Raw genomic sequence first — 15,751 nt, forward strand, 5'->3', positions numbered from 1 at the left:
CGCCATCCCATGCAATAAAGCCCACGACGTAACCCACGTCGCGGGCCTGTTCCTCGAATCACAATCAAACCGCCACCGCGCTCAACGCATCTTCCGTGAGCCACAGCGACTCGGCCAGATCCTGCTCGTTCAGATTGAGCCCCTCCCCGCCACGATCGACGACGATGAAGTCGCTCGTCTCGCCCAACGCGATCAGCGGATGGTGCCACACGCCTTTCGCGTAGTTGACGCCCTGCCAGCCACTCGTGACGAAAGCGCGGATCTTCGTCGCGTCGAGCTTGCCCGCGGGCGCGACGACGACCAGATACGGCTTGTCGTTGAGCGGCACGAACGCCTGGCTGCCAAGCGGGTGACGCTCGAGCATCTTCACTTCGAACGGCAGCGTGCGCGGCTGGCCACGAAACAGGTTGACGAGCGTGTGGCCGTGCTGGTCGGTCACGTCGACTTTCGCGAGGTCGTGATAGCGGATCGTCGTGCCGAGGTTGATCGGAATCTGCTTCGCGCCTTCGAGTTCGATCACGTCGCCGAATGCGGCGAACGCTTTCTTCGTCAGCGGTTCGATCGCGAGTGTTTTCATTCGAGCGTGCCCCACAGGCGCAGACGTGACACGCCGCCGTCTGGATAGATGTTGAAGCGCACATGCGTGACGGGCCCGAGCGCCGCGATCTGACTGTCGAAGAAATGCTGCTTGTCCATCTGCAGTTGCTGCTCGCCGAGCAGCACCGGCCAGAACATCGCCTGCGTGACGAGCGAGCTGTCGGTGCCGCCCTTCACGTACGCGGCCTGGATCGAGCAGCGATCCGGATAGTTGCCCTTGAAGTGCGCGGTGTCGACTTCGATCTTGCGGATCACGCCCGGCTGCGCGAGCGCGATGATCGCCCAGTCGTTGCCCGGTTCGCGACGACGGCGCGTTTCCCAGCCGTCGCCCATGTTGACGCCACGGCCCGGCATCAGCAGCGTCGAGGCTGCGCCGAAATGCTGGTTGTTCGCGCCGACCAGATACGCGCCGTTTTCCATCGCCGCGAGATCGAACTGCTCGGTGCGGCTCGCGCCCGCCCAGTCCACCTGCGGCTGACCGTACACACGCAGACGCGCGATACCGCCGTCCGGATAGAGGTTCACGCGCAGATGCGTGTACGGGCTCGCGTCGCCGACTTCGACGTAGAGGTGGCTATTGCCCTGCAAGGTCGTCGACGGCACGATCTCGGTCCATTGCGTCGACTGGTTCGGCTCGCCATCGACGACCCGCGCCGCTTCCACCGACGCCGCCGGCGGGAAGTTGCCGGTGAAGTGGCTCGTGTCGAGGTCGAGTCCCTTGATCACGCCGGGCCGCGCAAGCTTGACGATGCACCAGTCGTAGCCGGTCGTGCGCTTGCGACGCGTCTCCCAGCCGTCCATCCACTTGCCGTTGTCGTCGTACTTGCCCGGAATGAAGACGGCCGGTTCCGGATTCAGCATGCGGTCCTTCGGCGCGAAGAATTCGTCGCTGGCCTCGAGCGCCTGCGCGCCCAGACGCGGGTCCGCCAGGTTCACGTAACGGCGCGTGAATTCCGGTGCGTTGGGGTCGAGAATCGGAAGTGCCATCCTTGTCGTCCTTGATATCGGTTGGTGCGGAAAAAACGTTACGGCTCGCTGCGTGACGCGATGCGCTTCACGCACCGATCAGGTCGTCGAGCCGCAAACGTGCAATGCGATAGATCTGATCGAGGCTCGCGCGCATTTCGTCCGCGCGGCTGTTGTTCACGCGCGACTCGAAGTTCGCGATGATGCCGTGGCGGTCGTAGCCGCGCACGGCGAGAATGAACGGAAAACCGAATTTCTCGCGGTACGCGTGATTGAGCGCTTGCAGCTTGTCGAACTCTTGCTGCGTGCATTGTGCAAGGCCCGCAGCGCTTTGCTCGCGCGTCGATTCGGCGGTCAGCTCGCCGCGCACCGCGGCCTTGCCGGCCAGCTCCGGGTGTGCGTTGATCAGCGCGAGCTGCTTGTCGTCGCCCGACGTTTCGACGATCCGCGACATTCTGCGATGCAACTCGTCGATGCTCGCGAACGGCCGCTCCTGTGCCGCAATCTCGGCGACCCACGGCGAATGCTCGAAGATGCCCGACAGCGCCGCGACGAACGCGTCGGTCGAGATGCTGTTGAGTTGGTCCAGGGTGTATTGCATCGCCTTCATGCCGCAGCCTCGCGGCTGTCTTGCTGGTAAGGATGCGTTTCGTGCCAGTGCCGCGCGATATCGACGCGCCGCGACACCCACACGCGATCGTACTGTTCGATGTGATCGAGAAAGCGCTGCAGCGCCCGAAAACGCCCGGGCCGCCCGAGCAGCCGGCAATGCATGCCGATCGACAGCATTTTCGGGACTTCGTCGCCCTCTTCGTACAGCACGTCGAATGCGTCGCGCAGGTAGGTGAAGAAGTGGTCCGCGGTGTTGAAGCCTTGCGGAGTGGCGAAGCGCATGTCGTTGGTGTCGAGCGTGTACGGCACGATCAGTTGCGGCACGGACTTGCCGCCCGCCACCTCGACGTCCATCCAGAACGGCAGGTCGTCGCCGTAGTAATCGGAGTCATACAGGAAGCCGCCGTATTCGGCGACCAGCCGATGGGTGTTCGGACTATCGCGACCGGTGTACCAGCCGAGCGGCCGCACGCCTGTCACACGCTCGATCGCCTCCATGCCGAGCTGCATGTGCTCCGCTTCCTGCTCCGGCGACATGTCCTGATAGTGAATCCAGCGATAGCCGTGGCACGCGATCTCATGTCCCAGTTCGACGAACGCCCGCGCCACCTCCGGATGCCGCTCGATTGCCATGCCGACGCCGAAGACCGTCAGCGGCAGATCGCGCCTTTCGAATTCGCGCAGGATGCGCCACACGCCCGCGCGCGAGCCGTATTCGTAGATCGACTCCATGCTCATGTGCCGCGCCGGATACGCCGCCGCGCCCACGATCTCCGACAGGAACTGCTCGGAAGCGGCGTCGCCATGCAGCACACAGTTTTCGCCGCCCTCTTCGTAATTGAGGACGAATTGCACCGCGACGCGCGCTCGCCCCGGCCAGTTCGCGTGCACCGGGTGGCGGCCGTAGCCGATCAGATCGCGTGGGTAGTTCGGGTCGTGTGGCATGGTTTGACGGATGCGTAGTGACGGGACCAGGAATGCGCGTGAACGCGGTTCGAAACCCCGCGGCAACGGTGCGGGGTTCACACGTGTAGCCACGCAACAGGCAGCTTCAGCGACTGCCGAAACCGCAGCGCCGAGTTGACCCAGTGTAGCGAAAACACCCCGGTGCGCCCATACAGCCGGGCAGATAGTGCGTGTTACAGCGAGTGTATGTGCGAGTCCGCCGACTCGGCGTTTACCCGCAGCGGACCAGGGCTGAACGACGCGAGCGCGCCGTCGTAGCGCTTCGCGAGCGGCCGCGCGTAGTCGCCGCGCTTGGCCGTCGCGAGACGCAGCGCGACCAGTGCCTCGGTCCATTTGACGGCCGCCGTCACGCCTTCGATCACCGGTGCGCCGAGCGCGTCCTCGATCTCCGCGCATAGCTCGGCCATGCCCGCGCAACCAAGCACGATCGCGTCCGAGCCGTCCTCGGCGAGCGCGCGCCGGCACTCGTCGAGGATGACGCGGCGCGCCGCCGAGCCCGGCTTGTCGAGATCGAGCACGGCGACGTCGGTCGCACGCACGTTGCGGCAGAAGCGCTTCATGCCGTAGCGCTCGGCCAGATGCCAGGCCATGCCGCAGGTGCGCGCGAGCGTCGTCACGACCGAAAAACCCGGCGCGAGCACGCTCGCCGCGTGCATCGCCGCCTCGGCGATGCCGATGACCGGGCCACGCGCGAGCTCGCGGGCCGCATACAGACCAGGGTCGCCGAAGCATGCGATCACGTAGCCGTCGCAGCCTTCCCGCTCGCCGGCTATGACTTCGGCGAGCAGACCGGGCGTGGCGAGCGCTTCGTCGTAATAGCCTTCGATCGACGGCGGGCCCATCGTCGGATTGATGGCGATCACTTCAGTGCCTGGCCCGGCGACGTCGCGCGCGCAGCGCCCCATCGCCTCGGTCATGCGGCGCGTCGTGTTCGGATTGATCAGTCTGATACGCATGGCGACTCCTGTTCGACTCGTGATTGCAGCGGCGAAAGCCCGTGAAACTCAGCGTGCGAGCATCCGGTAAAACAGCGCGCCGAGTCCCGCGCCGATGAACCACGAGAAATTCGCGCAGCCGTCGAGCCCCGGCACCATCACGCAGATCACCGCGATCAGCGCGGCCGGCAACAGCGCGGCCACCGCGCGATAGTTGACGCCGTTGCGATACCAGTACGAACCGCTCGGCGCGACCGAGTACAGATCGTCGCGCACGATCTTCTGGCGTTTGACGAGATAGAAATCGACGATCAGGACGCCGTACAAAGGCCCGATGAAGCTGCCGAGCACGTCGAGCGTGTAGTGGATCACGGCCGGATTGTTGAACAGGTTCCACGGCGTGATGAACACCGACGCGACCGCCGCCAGCATGCCGCCCGCGCGCCAGCTGATCAGGCGCGGCGCAACGTTCGAGAAGTCGAAGGCCGGCGACACGAAGTTCGCGACGATGTTGATGCCGATCGTCGCGATCGTGAAGGTCAGCGCGCCGAGGATCACCGCCATCGGATAATCGATGCGGCCCACCGTCTCGACCGGATCCGTGATCAGTTCGCCGAACACCGGCAGCGTGGCCGCGGTCGTGATCACCGTGACGAGCGAGAACGCGAGGAAGTTGACCGGCAGGCCCCAGAAGTTGCCGCGCTTGACGCTGCGAAAGCTCCTGCCGTAGCGCGAGAAGTCACCGAAATTGAGCATCGGCCCGGAAAAGTACGACACCACCAGCGAGATCGCCGTGATCATCACCGGCAACACTTCCATGCCGTGATATTTGACGCCGCCGAGGTTGATGCCGATGTTGCGCCAACCCGCGCGATACACCATATAGCCGGCGAGAATGAACATCACGACGTACACGGCCGGGCCGGCGAAGTCGATGAACTTCTTGATGGTCTCCATGCCGTGCCAGAACACCAGCGCCTGCAGTACCCACAGCAGCATGAAGCCCGTCCAGCCGAGCGTCGACAGACCGAGCAGGCCATGCCGATGCACGTCCGCATACGGCAGCAGTTGCGGCACGAACTTCAGCACGACGATCACGAGCGCGCTCGACGCGAGATAGGTCTGGATGCCGTACCACGCGACCGCGATCAGGCCACGGATCACCGCGGGAACATTCGCGCCGAGCACACCGAAGGTCGCGCGGCACGCGACCGGATACGGCACGCCGTTCAGCTGGCTCGGCTTTGCGATCAGGTTGCACAGCACGTTCACGAGTGTGATGCCGATCAGCAGCGACACCAGCACCTGCCAGCTCGTCAGGCCGAGCGCGAACAGACTCCCCGCGAATACGTAGCCGCCGACGCTATGCACGTCCGACATCCAGAACGCGAAGATGTTGTACGCGCTCCAGTTCTGCGCGCGCAGCGGCGCGAGGTCCTTGTTATAGAGCCGCTCGCTGTAGCCGGCCGGCATCGACGGATCGGTTTGAGCCGTGCCGTCCGGATAGTTGGCGATGGGGTGACTGTCTGGCGCTGCACTGAACTGAGCCATGATTTCTCCTTTGGATAGGGACCGTCGATAGAGCATCGACGGACACTGCATCGGTCATGCCAGTTGCTCGCTTCTCTCGCCCTGCGCGGGTCGAAGAAGTCGGCGCCGTGGTCCCGGACCGTGCCGCGCGTGTCTCCGTACTGACGTACTTGTGGTTGTCGCATCGCCAGCCGCCGCGGATTTCCGGCGATGCGTCGCTACCCGGAGTCCGTCGTCTCGCGGCGGACGTGCGTGTTCAGGCCGGCGGCGCTCACGCGAGGCCGCCTGGCCGTGCATCTATCGGTTCAGTTCAATTCAGTGCGGCGCGCACCACCAACGGGCGCTCGCCTGCTGCTTGCCTCAGCCTGGAGTGGAGTCGGCTTCGGCTCTTTACGTGGATGGTTCTTTCGACGCGAGCGCGCCGAATACTTCATGCAGATCCGCTGCCCCGCGCGCGGGGCGTTCCAGCATCTTCAGCTCGACGCTTTGCAGATGGCGCGACATCAGCGCGGCCGCCTGCTTCGCATCGCCGGCGTCGAGCGCGGCGAGAATCGCTTCGTGGTCCTCGAACGAGCACGGGCTGCGTCCGAGCGACTCGTACAGCGCGGAGATCAGCGTGGAACGCGCGACCAGTCCGTTCAGGCAATCGCACAACACCGAGTTGCCGGTGAGGTTCGCGAGCTCCGTATGAAACTCGCCCGACAAGCGGATCCATGCCGGAAAATCCCGGGTTTCGAACGCCTTGCGTTCCCGGCCGATCCTGCCGCCGATGTGCTTCAGGCGCCGCATGCCGTGTCCACTACAGATCTTTTCGACGACGGCCAGCTCGATGATGCGACGCATTTCGAATACCTCATGCACCTCTTGCAACGACGGGCTCGCGACGAACGCGCCGCGATTCGGCTCGAGATCGACGAGACGCTCACCGGCCAGATGCGACAGCGCTTGCCGGATCGGGCCGCGCTTTACACCGAATACTTCGCATAGCTGAGCTTCGGTGAGCTTCGCGCCGGGTGCCAGCCGATGCTCGAGGATCGCCGCGCGGATGCGCTCGGCGATCGCTTCGGGCTTCGAACTGTTCGCGACGGATTCGGTGTCGGACATGATGTGCGTCTCGGTATGTTGGTCATCATAGGACGGACACAAATATTGTCAACAATTTTTGCGCCGATTTTCGGCCGTTTCTGTGCTGCGGCGCGGCAGAATCAGCCTGAGAGTCATGCTACGCCGCTGTCTGGCGGGAATCTTAACCGGACTTGACGAAGTCATGCTAATTGCTGGTGGCCAGTTTTTGTCAACAAAAACTGAAAACATCGGCGGCGCGTGCGGGAGATGGCGAGCGTCGAAAGGTCGACAGTTAGTTGCGTCACTGTCACGAAAAAAGCGGGCGATCCGTCTGCCTCTGGCCGCCCACCCGGCTTCAGCCGAGGCTCGGATACCCCGACGCGGTCAGCCTGAAACCATACGCGTCCGCGACCAGATGCGCGTCCGCGCCGACCGGCAGCGTCAGCATGTTGTGAACGTGCCCGAACTGCAGCCCCGTCACGACCGGAATCCCGATCAGCGAGCGCACCTGCTCGATCATCGCGTGCAGGTCGTAGCCGTTGTCGTAGTCGTAAGGCTTGCCGCCCGAGAAATCACCGAGCACGAGCGCCTTCTGCTGCGCGAGGATGCCGGCCAGATGCAGCTGATAGATCATCCGCTCGATTCGGAACGGCTGCTCGTTGACGTCCTCGACGAACAGGATGCCGCCCTGCACCTGCGGCATGTACGGCGTGCCGACCAGCGACGCCACCACCGCCAGGTTGCCGCCCCACAGCGTGCCCGTTACGTCGACGCTCTGCGCTTGCGGCGTGTTGCTCGCGACGGTGATGGTTGGCTGCGTCAGCGCCGACCAGAAATGCTGCATCGTGAATTCGCTGAGCTCCTCGGCGCCGAAATCGCTGATCAGCATCGGGCCGCCGAAGGTCTTCACGCTGGCGCGCGCGAGCAGCGCCAATTGGATCGCGGTGAAGTCGCTGTGACCGACCAGCGCGACCGGCTGATCGGCGAGCCGCCGCCGCAGCCCTTCGTAGTCGAGACCATGCAGGATCCGCACGGCGCCGTAGCCGCCGCGCACGACCAGCACGACATCGGGCAGCTCGCGAGATGGATCGGCGAGCCGGTTCAGATCGGCCGCGCGCTCGCCGTCGGTGCCGGCGAAGCGCTGGTAGCGACGCTTCGCGGCCTCCTCGCCGTGGACGCGATGCCCCTGCGCACGCAGCCGATGCAACGCGCGATGCAGCGCCTCCGGATCATGCGGATAGCCGGACGGCGCAATCAGTTCGATGGTGCGATGAGCGGTCATGGCGAGACCCGTTGGGCGTGGTTGTTTTAGAGCGGTGTGGTGGTGGGGGGCGGTTCGCTGTCAGCGGATGTGGCGGTGTTATCGACAGTGCCAGTGGTCGTTTCAGCCGCCACGCCGCGCGCTGCCGCGCGCGCTTCGCGACTCGCGCGGCGCCGTTCGGCGAAAAACGACCTGAGCGCCGCGCTGCATTCGGCTTCGAGGACGCCGCCGCTGACCGTCGTGTGATGGTTCAGCTGAGGATTCGCGAACGCATCGACGACGCTGCCGCACGCGCCGGTTTTCGGATCGCGCGCGCCGAACACGACACGTGCGATGCGCGCGTGCATGATCGCGCCGGCGCACATCAGGCATGGCTCCAGCGTCACATAGAGTTCGCAGCCCGGCAGACGGTAGTTTTCGAGCGATTGCGCGGCGGCGCGCAGTGCGACCATTTCGGCATGCGCGGATGGATCGTGCGCGCCGATCGGATGATTGAAGCCCGTGGCGATGACTTCGTCGCCGCGCACGAGTACCGCGCCGACCGGCACTTCGCCGGCTGCGCGTCCTTGTTCGGCGACGGCCTGAGCGAGCGCCATGAAGTGGAGGTCGCGTTCGGAAATGGTAGAGGGTCCGGGATTTTCGGAAGGAACTGCGGGACCGGCCGAAGGGTGATCCGCCGCCAGCGGGCAGACCGCGCCGATGCCTGCACTGCCGGACTTCTCGTCGTCGCCGGCCTGCGCCAGAAAGCCGATTGAAGTGGCACGCACGAGCGGCTCGTTCACTGCGAACCTGCGCCGGTCACATCGACATTGCCGACGCGCTCCGACAGACGTTCGGCGATGCGGCGGCAATATTCGCGCGGCAGCACCATCGGGCCGCCGCGCAGCGATTCGAGCGCCATGTCGAGCGCCAGCATGTGCGCCTGGAGACGGCAACGGGTCGCCTGATCGCTCACGGCATTCAGCTCCGTTTGCAGGTCGCGCAACGCGCGAAGCTGCTCGACGGCGGGCGGCACGAAGCCCGCGTTTTTCAGAATCCGGTTGGCAACGCGCACTTCTTCCGGCACCAGCGCATCGTCGTCGAGGCGCAGCGGCGCGCCTGCACCCGGCAAGTCGTCGAACTCTCCGCGCGCGGCGGCGGCGGCAATACGCTGTTCGACAAGCGCATCAAGCAATTTCATCTGCAATCCACTACGTTGCGGCCCGAGCATTCTATCAGGAGCGCCGCGGCGCTCAGCGCTCACCTGGCGGCATGAAACCACCGATTTGCCGGCCAGGCAGCATTTGACGGTGCTTCGGCGTGGACTTAGAGTAGGTCACAAGTCGTACCACGCGCGCGTTGACACCGGCGTGGCCGACGCGCTCCATGCCCTTCAGCTCTGCCCCACCAACGGCCACCGCGCGAGAACGATATGTCTGGTTCGTCCCAGCAGGCTGTGCATCAGTGCGAACTCGCGCACATTCCAGCACGCCGGCTCGGCCGCACGGCGCTCGATCCACGGCATCCCGTAGGCCAGCGTCAGGTGCGGCGTAAAACGTTCGTCAGGCTCGATGCCGTCGTCTCGGAGCCGCACTTCGAGCGCATCATGAAGCGCCTGCAGTCCGCGTACGCCGTGTTCGCCGACCAGCACCGCCGGCCCGACCCGCGGCCTTTTCGCGAAGCTGGCGACCGCGTCGAATTCGACCGTAAACGGCGCCATGCTGACCGCCGCGGCCGCCCGTTTCGCCGCCTCGACCACATCGGCCGGCAAGCCGCCCGCGAAATTGCCGAGATGCCTCAGCGTCACGTGCAAGCGGTTCGCCGCAATCGGCTTGCTGCGCACGCCGTTGCGCCCGCCGCTGCGGACGCATGCGTGCTCACACAGCTGCTGCGCGAACTTGGCGATACCAGCCGCGGTGTTGGCATCCGGATAGACCGCGAAGAAGAGCCCGTCGGTGGGCGTTGGCGGCGCCTCGAGCCCGGGCAACCACAGTTGTTCAGGCATCGCGCCTCGTTCCCTCGCTGATTTTTCTGCCTATCTGCACACCGCCGCACAGGCGGCCCATTGCAGCCATGATACTGTACGTTCATACAGTACGACAGGCCGCGCGTCACGACAGCGCGCTACAGGTCGGCCGGCTTGCCGATGCGTTTGTACCAGAGTTCGATAAACGACTCGGCCGCCGGCGACAGCGAATGCTCGGCGCGCCGGATCAGGTTCACGTCGCGCGTGATCAGCGGCGCCTCGAGCCTGCGCGCGACCAGATCGCGATGCGGAAAGGAGCCGAGAAGCATGCCCGGAAAAATCGCGATGCCGAGACCGGCCTGCACCATCGAAAGCCCGGTCGTCATGTAGGACACCTCGTACTCCACCGCCTTGCGCATGCCGAGCGTGAACAGTGTTTCGTCGATCAGCTTGCGGATGCCGCTCGTCGCCCTAGTGCCGATCCACGGATACTGCAGCGCATCTTTCCAGCTCACGCGCCGCTTTTTCGCCAGCACCGAATCCTTGCGGCAGATCGCGCACAGATTGTCGCGCGCGAGACATTGCAGCGTGATGCCGTCGGGCCGGTCGCTGATCGTGCCGATGCCGAACTCGACGTCGCCCGTCAGCGTCGACGCGGTCAGGCGATCGGGCGCGGCGTCGTCGACCGAGACCTCGATGTTCGGGTACAGCGCGCGATATTCGGCGAGTAGCTTCGGCACGATCGCCGCCGCGATCGACGGCGTCGCCGCAAAGCGCAGGTGACCGCGCTCGCGTCCGGCCAGTTCCTTAACGCTCGACTGGATCGACTCGAGATCGCGCAGCATCCGCTCGACGGTCGGCAGGATTTCATGCGCTGCCGCGGTCGGCCGCAGTGAGCGCGACGTACGGTCGAACAGACGCAGGCCGAGCGCCTCCTCCATTTGCCGGATCAATACGCTGACCGCAGGCTGTGTGACGAACATCTCGTCGGCCGCGCGCGTCAGCACGCCGAAGCGGCAGACGAGCGCGAACGCGCGCAATTGCTTGATGGTTGGGGTCATGAAAGCCGAATCATATAGTCACTTTATGGGGCCATTGATTTTGTTCGATTGTTTTCATTCGGACAGTACCCTACATTGCCTTCCTACGCAGCGCGCAGCCGTTCAAAAAACGACAGGAGACAGTCGTGACAGCAATCGATTCGCGCAAACGCTGGGTCGGCGCAATGGCGTCGACGCTCGGCAATGTGCTCGAGTGGTACGACTTCGTGGTGTTCGGGTTTCTGTCGATCACCATCGCGAAGCAGTTCTTCCCCAGCGACAGCGAGTATGCCGCGCTGATGCTCACCACCGCGACGTTCGGCGCGGGCTTCGTCGTGCGGCCGCTCGGCGGAATTCTGCTGGGCATGTACGCGGATCGCAAAGGTCGCAAGGCCGGCCTCACGCTCGTCATCGCGATGATGACGGTCGCCGCCGCGATGATCGCGCTCACCCCCGGCTTCCAGCAGATCGGCCTGATCGCGCCGGCGATCGTGCTGTGCGCGTCTGCTGCAAGGCATTTCGGCCGGCGGCGAATTCGCCACCGCGACCGCGATGTTGATCGAATACGCGCCCAAAGCGCGCCGCAATCTGTATGGCAGCTGGCAGATGTTCGCGCAGGCGTTGGGCGCGTTGCTCGCGGTCGCCATGGGCAGCGCGCTCACGCATCTGTTCACGCATGAGGCGCTGCAGTCGTGGGCATGGCGAATTCCGTTCCTGACGGGTCTGCTGATCGGCCCGGTCGGCTTCTATATCCGCCGCAATCTGCCCGAAACCGAGGCGTTCCAGAAGCTGGGCCCGCGCGTAAAGGTGCGGTTCTCGCAGGTCGTCACGCACTATCCGCGCGAATTGTTCGTCGCGACTGCGCTGTCCGCCGCGCTCAACGTGATGGCCTACGTGATCATCACGTATCTGCCGATTTACGCGGTGCAAAACCTGTATATGCCCGTGACGCTGCCATTTTCCGTGCTGCTCGCGAGCGTGCTGCTGCGCGTGGTGACGATCCCGCTGTTCGGTCATCTGGCGGATCACATCGGCGGCGAACGCATGATTCGCGTCGCACTCGCGCTGTTTCTCGTCGTGCTATACCCCGCTTACCACTGGATCGTCAACGCGCCGTCGTTCGCGTCGATCATGACGGTCGAGCTCGGCTTCGCGCTGCCGATCAGCGCCTCGAACGCGCCGATTCCGACCGCGCTCGCCGGCCTGTTCCCGACCGAAGTCCGCTCGACCGGCCTCGCGATCTCGTACAACATCGGCGCGGCTGTCTTCGGCGGCTTCTCGCCGATGGTGCTCACGTGGCTGCTGCACGTGAGCGGCAACAACATGATGCCCGCGCATTTCTGCGCGGTGTTCTTCGCGCTGGGCCTGATCGGCGCGTTCATGCTGAAGCATCGCACGGCGCCGATGAACGAATTCGCCGCGCAGTAGCCCGCTCCGTTTTCACCTCACCCGCACCGCGATTCGCATCGATACGGAGATCGAATCGATCGGCCAACACTGAAGGCGCACGCCACGCCTTCATTCGACGACTCATTCTTTCGGAGATCCCGCATGCCTGTTATTGATGTTCATACGCACGTCTTCACGCCCAAATGGCTCGAGTTGCTGCGGCAGCGCGGCGATGCGTACAACATCCAGACGCGCCCCGACGGCCAGCAGGAAGTGTTTCGCGGCAACACGCCGGTCGTGATTCCGCAAAAAGGCCACTTCGATTTCGACATGCGTATCCGCCAGATGGATGATCTTCGAAGGCTTCTTCGATCAGTATCCGAATCTGAAGATCATCGCGTCGCATGCGGGCGGCGCGTTGCCTTATCTCGCCGGCCGCTTCGAAAAAGGCAACGAGGTCGAGATTCCGCAGCGTCGTAAGATGAAGCGCAAGCCGATCGACTATCTGCGCCATATCTACTACGACTGCATCACGTATAGCCCGGCGTCGCTCGAGTTTCTGGTGTCGGTGGTCGGCGCGGATCGCGTGATGTTCGGCACCGACTGGCCGCATCAGGTGTACGACATTCGCGGCGCGTTCGCCAACACCGCCCGTTTGCCGAAGGAGCAATGCGATGCGATCCGCGGCAACAACGCGCTGCGGGTCTTCGGATTTTGACCTGGTGGCGGTGCGAGGACGTGATGCGCCGGGATACACTGGCATCCCTGTCCTCGCCACGACACATCGCCGACGACAGCGCCATTCCGACGCTGGGAAAGTGTTCGAGTCCGACGACTTTGCTTACGACCTGGCGTGAGCCAGGTCGTAAGCCAGAAATTCGGTACTGCCGGAGCGACTCGGGAGCAGTTAAATTACTCCCACTCGATTGTCGCAGGCGGCTTCCCCGAAATGTCATAGACGACCCGGTTGATCCCGCGTACTTCGTTGATGATCCGGTTCGACACATGCCCGAGCAGTTCATGCGGCAGATGCGCCCAATGCGCGGTCATGAAGTCGAGCGTCTGCACCGCGCGCAGCGCGACGACGTACTCGTAGGTGCGCCCGTCGCCCATCACGCCGACGCTCTTCACCGGCAGGAACACCGCGAACGCCTGGCTCGTCAGGTCGTACCAGGATTTGCCGGTTTCCTTGTCGATCGTGTTGCGCAGCGTCTCGATGAAAATCGCGTCCGCGCGGCGCAGCAGGTCCGCGAAATCGCGCTTCACTTCGCCGAGGATCCGCACGCCCAAACCCGGACCCGGGAACGGATGGCGATACACCATCGAGTGCGGCAGACCGAGCTTCACGCCAAGCTCGCGAACTTCGTCCTTGAACAGCTCGCGCAGCGGCTCGAGCAGCTTCAGGTTCAGCGTCTCCGGCAGACCACCCACGTTGTGGTGGCTCTTGATGGTTTGCGCGGCCTTCTTGCCCTTGCCCGCCGATTCGATCACGTCCGGATAGATCGTGCCTTGTGCAAGCCACTTCGCGTCGGTCAGCTTGCCGGCTTCCGCCTGAAACACCTCGACGAATTCCGCGCCGATGATCTTGCGCTTCGCTTCCGGATCGGTCACGCCAGCGAGCTTGCCCAGGAATGCTTCGCTAGCGTCGACGTGAATCACTTTCACGCCAAGGTGATCGGCGAACAGCGCCATCACCTGCTCGGCTTCGTTCAGGCGCAGCAGGCCATGATCGACGAACACGCAGGTCAGCTGATCGCCGATCGCGCGATGCAGCAGCGCCGCCGCCACCGACGAATCCACGCCGCCCGACAGGCCCAGAATGACGTGCTCGTTGCCGACCCGCTCGCGAATCTTCGCGACCGCTTCGTCGATGTAGTGGCCCATTTCCCAATCGGCCTTCGCGCCGCAGATCTGCAGCACGAAGCGCTCGAGCATCGCGCGGCCCTGTACCGTATGTGTGACTTCAGGATGCCATTGCAGGCCGTAGAAGCGGCGCTGTTCGTCGGCCATCGCGGCGATCGGGCACGATTCCGTCGATGCCATCAGCGCGAAGCCCGGCGGCATTTCCAGCACCTTGTCGCCGTGGCTCATCCACACCTTCAGCATGCCGTGTCCTTCGGACGTGGTGAAGTCGCTGATGCCTTCGAGCAGGCTCGTATGGTTGCGCGCGCGCACCTCGGCGTAGCCGAATTCGCGCAGATGACCGATGTCGACCTTGCCGCCGAGCTGCTGCGCCATCGCCTGCATGCCATAGCAGATGCCGAGCACCGGCACGCCGAGTTCGAACACGGCTTGCGGCACGCGCGGCGTGTCTTCCTCGGTGACCGAACTCGGGCCGCCCGACAGAATCACGCCCTTCGGCGCAAAGTCGCGGATGAACGACGCGTCGACGTCGTACGGATGGATTTCCGAATACACGTTGGCTTCGCGAACGCGACGGGCAATCAGTTGGGTGACTTGTGAACCGAAGTCGAGAATCAGGATCTTGTCATGCATGGCTGCGGACGGAATCAGAAGTGAGCGGATACGGAATGCCGCGCACGAGGCGCGGCGTCGAATTCAAAGCGGTCCACACGGCGACGGTCTCGGCGCGGCGCGAACAGCAAACCTCAGGATGAAACACAAGGGCGCGGCCGACCGCGGAGCTTGCCGCCTGCGATGCGCGAGAACGAAGCCCGGTAGCTTCGACAAACGGCGTGGCGCGCGGCGCGTCAGCCATGAAACGGCGGGCGGGGTGCGCCGGGCACGTCGTTGCTGGTGTCGCGCGCGGCGCGTTCGGACTCGCTCGGGCCCGGCTCGCTCGCGGCCGGATGAAGCGGCGTGGTGGCGGCAACGGAAGCCGCGGCAGCCGGATTATGCGGCCGCGTGGCCGGCACGACGGGCTCTGGCACCGGCTCGGCGTGATAGACCGGAAAGCCCGCCGTGACACGTGGCTCGCGCGCGTTGTCGCGTTCGAGCTCACGCTGCCGTGCGGCATCCCTTTCAGCTTCTTTCGCAGCCCGCTTATCGGCCTTGCTCGACGAGGACTTGACCACGATCCCCTTCTCGCGCCGCCGCACCGCACCCGACAGTCGCACGCCGCCGAGCCCGATCACCACCAGCACGACACCGGCCAACACCGCCACCATCTGCCCGAAGCCGGTCAGCGACGGCGTATGCAGCCCCAGCAGCCAGACCAGCATCAGCACGCCGGCGAGCCAGTGCACATGACCGACGACCTTCGCGACCGTCGAAGTCATCGCCCCGTCGAACGACGCGTGCACCGCGAGCCAGGCGAGCCCGATCAGCGCGACGCCGAACGCCTGGCCGACTAGCATCGGCTCCGTTGGCACCAGTTGCAACGCGTCGTACAGCGAAGTCCACGGCGTCAGCACGAACAGCAGGCCGAACGCCAGCAGCAACAACGCATCGAGGATCAGTACAACGCGCAGCAGTGGCTTCATGG

General features: G+C 64.5%; 17 protein-coding genes and 1 pseudogene. 3 read left to right on the forward strand and 15 right to left on the reverse strand.

Features of this window, described 5'->3' with window-relative positions:
- Positions 1-64 precede the first annotated feature (64 nt).
- The 12 genes from F6X42_RS03945 to F6X42_RS04000 form a co-directional block, all read right to left on the reverse strand.
- Positions 65-577: an ureidoglycolate lyase gene (locus F6X42_RS03945; protein ID WP_187632966.1), complete on the reverse strand. Its 513-nt coding sequence runs from the start codon at positions 575-577 to the stop codon at positions 65-67.
- Positions 574-1,584, reverse strand: coding sequence for an allantoicase (gene alc, locus F6X42_RS03950; RefSeq protein ID WP_187632967.1), 1,011 nt, complete (start codon positions 1,582-1,584; stop codon positions 574-576). The genes F6X42_RS03945 and alc overlap by 4 nt, the downstream gene beginning before the upstream one ends.
- Positions 1,585-1,651: 67 nt before the next feature.
- A complete protein-coding gene (gene uraD, locus F6X42_RS03955; protein ID WP_187632968.1) occupies positions 1,652-2,173 on the reverse strand; it encodes a 2-oxo-4-hydroxy-4-carboxy-5-ureidoimidazoline decarboxylase in 522 nt (173 codons plus the stop codon).
- Positions 2,170-3,120 carry an allantoinase PuuE gene (gene puuE, locus F6X42_RS03960; RefSeq protein ID WP_187632969.1) on the reverse strand — a complete coding sequence of 317 codons (951 nt, stop codon included), beginning with the start codon at positions 3,118-3,120 and terminating at the stop codon, positions 2,170-2,172. Before puuE ends, uraD begins: the two co-directional genes overlap by 4 nt.
- Before the next feature lie 194 nt (positions 3,121-3,314).
- Positions 3,315-4,097, reverse strand: a complete 783-nt coding sequence (locus F6X42_RS03965) for an aspartate/glutamate racemase family protein (RefSeq protein WP_187632970.1) — start codon at positions 4,095-4,097, stop codon at positions 3,315-3,317.
- Between the two features lie 48 nt (positions 4,098-4,145).
- A complete protein-coding gene (locus tag F6X42_RS03970) occupies positions 4,146-5,627 on the reverse strand; it encodes an NCS1 family nucleobase:cation symporter-1 (RefSeq protein WP_187632971.1) in 1,482 nt (493 codons plus the stop codon).
- A gap of 369 nt (positions 5,628-5,996) precedes the next feature.
- Positions 5,997-6,710 (reverse strand): GntR family transcriptional regulator, encoded by a 714-nt coding sequence (locus tag F6X42_RS03975; RefSeq protein ID WP_187632972.1) that lies wholly within the window; start codon positions 6,708-6,710, stop codon positions 5,997-5,999.
- Positions 6,711-7,026: 316 nt separating this feature from the next.
- Positions 7,027-7,953 (reverse strand): muramoyltetrapeptide carboxypeptidase, encoded by a 927-nt coding sequence (ldcA, locus tag F6X42_RS03980; protein WP_187632973.1) that lies wholly within the window; start codon positions 7,951-7,953, stop codon positions 7,027-7,029.
- 26 nt (positions 7,954-7,979) lie between these two features.
- Positions 7,980-8,528, reverse strand: a complete 549-nt coding sequence (gene tadA, locus F6X42_RS03985) for a tRNA adenosine(34) deaminase TadA (protein WP_376776323.1) — start codon at positions 8,526-8,528, stop codon at positions 7,980-7,982.
- A 182-nt stretch (positions 8,529-8,710) separates the two neighbouring features.
- Positions 8,711-9,112: a DnaJ family domain-containing protein gene (locus tag F6X42_RS03990; protein WP_187632975.1), complete on the reverse strand. Its 402-nt coding sequence runs from the start codon at positions 9,110-9,112 to the stop codon at positions 8,711-8,713.
- 192 nt (positions 9,113-9,304) lie between these two features.
- Positions 9,305-9,916, reverse strand: coding sequence for a 2'-5' RNA ligase family protein (locus tag F6X42_RS03995; protein ID WP_187632976.1), 612 nt, complete (start codon positions 9,914-9,916; stop codon positions 9,305-9,307).
- Positions 9,917-10,035: 119 nt separating this feature from the next.
- Complete coding sequence (locus F6X42_RS04000) at positions 10,036-10,938, reverse strand: LysR family transcriptional regulator (RefSeq protein ID WP_187632977.1); 903 nt, start codon at positions 10,936-10,938, stop codon at positions 10,036-10,038.
- 164 nt (positions 10,939-11,102) lie between these two features.
- Here F6X42_RS04000 and F6X42_RS45245 point away from each other — a divergent pair.
- A pseudogene (locus F6X42_RS45245) lies at positions 11,103-11,324 on the forward strand (MFS transporter); the annotation flags it as partial.
- Between the two features lie 145 nt (positions 11,325-11,469).
- Entirely contained in the window at positions 11,470-12,345 is an 876-nt protein-coding gene (locus F6X42_RS04005; RefSeq protein WP_281393942.1) for an MFS transporter, read from the forward strand.
- 102 nt (positions 12,346-12,447) lie between these two features.
- Here F6X42_RS04005 and F6X42_RS43805 read toward each other — a convergent pair whose 3' ends face one another.
- Positions 12,448-12,624, reverse strand: coding sequence for a hypothetical protein (locus tag F6X42_RS43805; RefSeq protein ID WP_246529953.1), 177 nt, complete (start codon positions 12,622-12,624; stop codon positions 12,448-12,450).
- A gap of 31 nt (positions 12,625-12,655) precedes the next feature.
- Here F6X42_RS43805 and F6X42_RS04010 point away from each other — a divergent pair, with 31 nt between their 5' ends.
- Entirely contained in the window at positions 12,656-13,024 is a 369-nt protein-coding gene (locus F6X42_RS04010) for an amidohydrolase family protein (RefSeq protein WP_246529954.1), read from the forward strand.
- A gap of 194 nt (positions 13,025-13,218) precedes the next feature.
- Here the strand turns inward: F6X42_RS04010 and guaA are convergent, their stop codons facing one another.
- On the reverse strand, positions 13,219-14,802 hold the full coding sequence (gene guaA / locus F6X42_RS04015) for a glutamine-hydrolyzing GMP synthase (protein WP_187632978.1): 1,584 nt from the start codon (positions 14,800-14,802) through the stop codon (positions 13,219-13,221).
- A 215-nt stretch (positions 14,803-15,017) separates the two neighbouring features.
- Entirely contained in the window at positions 15,018-15,749 is a 732-nt protein-coding gene (locus F6X42_RS04020) for a hypothetical protein (RefSeq protein ID WP_187632979.1), read from the reverse strand.
- Between the last annotated feature and the right edge of the window lie 2 nt (positions 15,750-15,751).

Origin of the sequence: Paraburkholderia podalyriae (assembly GCF_014397785.1) — a bacterium.
In the GTDB taxonomy this organism is placed as follows: Bacteria; Pseudomonadota; Gammaproteobacteria; order Burkholderiales; family Burkholderiaceae; genus Paraburkholderia; species Paraburkholderia podalyriae.

What these genes read in the sequence shown, in the direction of transcription:
- ldcA (WP_187632973.1), bottom strand. Translation starts at nt 7,953, where the DNA reads ATGACCGCTCATCGCACCATCGAACTGATTGCGCCGTCCGGCTATCCG.
- alc (WP_187632967.1), bottom strand. Translation starts at nt 1,584, where the DNA reads ATGGCACTTCCGATTCTCGACCCCAACGCACCGGAATTCACGCGCCGT.
- F6X42_RS04010 (WP_246529954.1), top strand. Translation starts at nt 12,656, where the DNA reads ATGATCTTCGAAGGCTTCTTCGATCAGTATCCGAATCTGAAGATCATC.
- F6X42_RS03990 (WP_187632975.1), bottom strand. Translation starts at nt 9,112, where the DNA reads ATGAAATTGCTTGATGCGCTTGTCGAACAGCGTATTGCCGCCGCCGCC.
- F6X42_RS03965 (WP_187632970.1), bottom strand. Translation starts at nt 4,097, where the DNA reads ATGCGTATCAGACTGATCAATCCGAACACGACGCGCCGCATGACCGAG.
- F6X42_RS03995 (WP_187632976.1), bottom strand. Translation starts at nt 9,916, where the DNA reads ATGCCTGAACAACTGTGGTTGCCCGGGCTCGAGGCGCCGCCAACGCCC.
- F6X42_RS03970 (WP_187632971.1), bottom strand. Translation starts at nt 5,627, where the DNA reads ATGGCTCAGTTCAGTGCAGCGCCAGACAGTCACCCCATCGCCAACTAT.
- uraD (WP_187632968.1), bottom strand. Translation starts at nt 2,173, where the DNA reads ATGAAGGCGATGCAATACACCCTGGACCAACTCAACAGCATCTCGACC.
- F6X42_RS03975 (WP_187632972.1), bottom strand. Translation starts at nt 6,710, where the DNA reads ATGTCCGACACCGAATCCGTCGCGAACAGTTCGAAGCCCGAAGCGATC.
- guaA (WP_187632978.1), bottom strand. Translation starts at nt 14,802, where the DNA reads ATGCATGACAAGATCCTGATTCTCGACTTCGGTTCACAAGTCACCCAA.
- F6X42_RS04005 (WP_281393942.1), top strand. Translation starts at nt 11,470, where the DNA reads ATGTTGATCGAATACGCGCCCAAAGCGCGCCGCAATCTGTATGGCAGC.
- F6X42_RS04000 (WP_187632977.1), bottom strand. Translation starts at nt 10,938, where the DNA reads ATGACCCCAACCATCAAGCAATTGCGCGCGTTCGCGCTCGTCTGCCGC.
- F6X42_RS04020 (WP_187632979.1), bottom strand. Translation starts at nt 15,749, where the DNA reads ATGAAGCCACTGCTGCGCGTTGTACTGATCCTCGATGCGTTGTTGCTG.
- tadA (WP_376776323.1), bottom strand. Translation starts at nt 8,528, where the DNA reads ATGGCGCTCGCTCAGGCCGTCGCCGAACAAGGACGCGCAGCCGGCGAA.
- puuE (WP_187632969.1), bottom strand. Translation starts at nt 3,120, where the DNA reads ATGCCACACGACCCGAACTACCCACGCGATCTGATCGGCTACGGCCGC.
- F6X42_RS03945 (WP_187632966.1), bottom strand. Translation starts at nt 577, where the DNA reads ATGAAAACACTCGCGATCGAACCGCTGACGAAGAAAGCGTTCGCCGCA.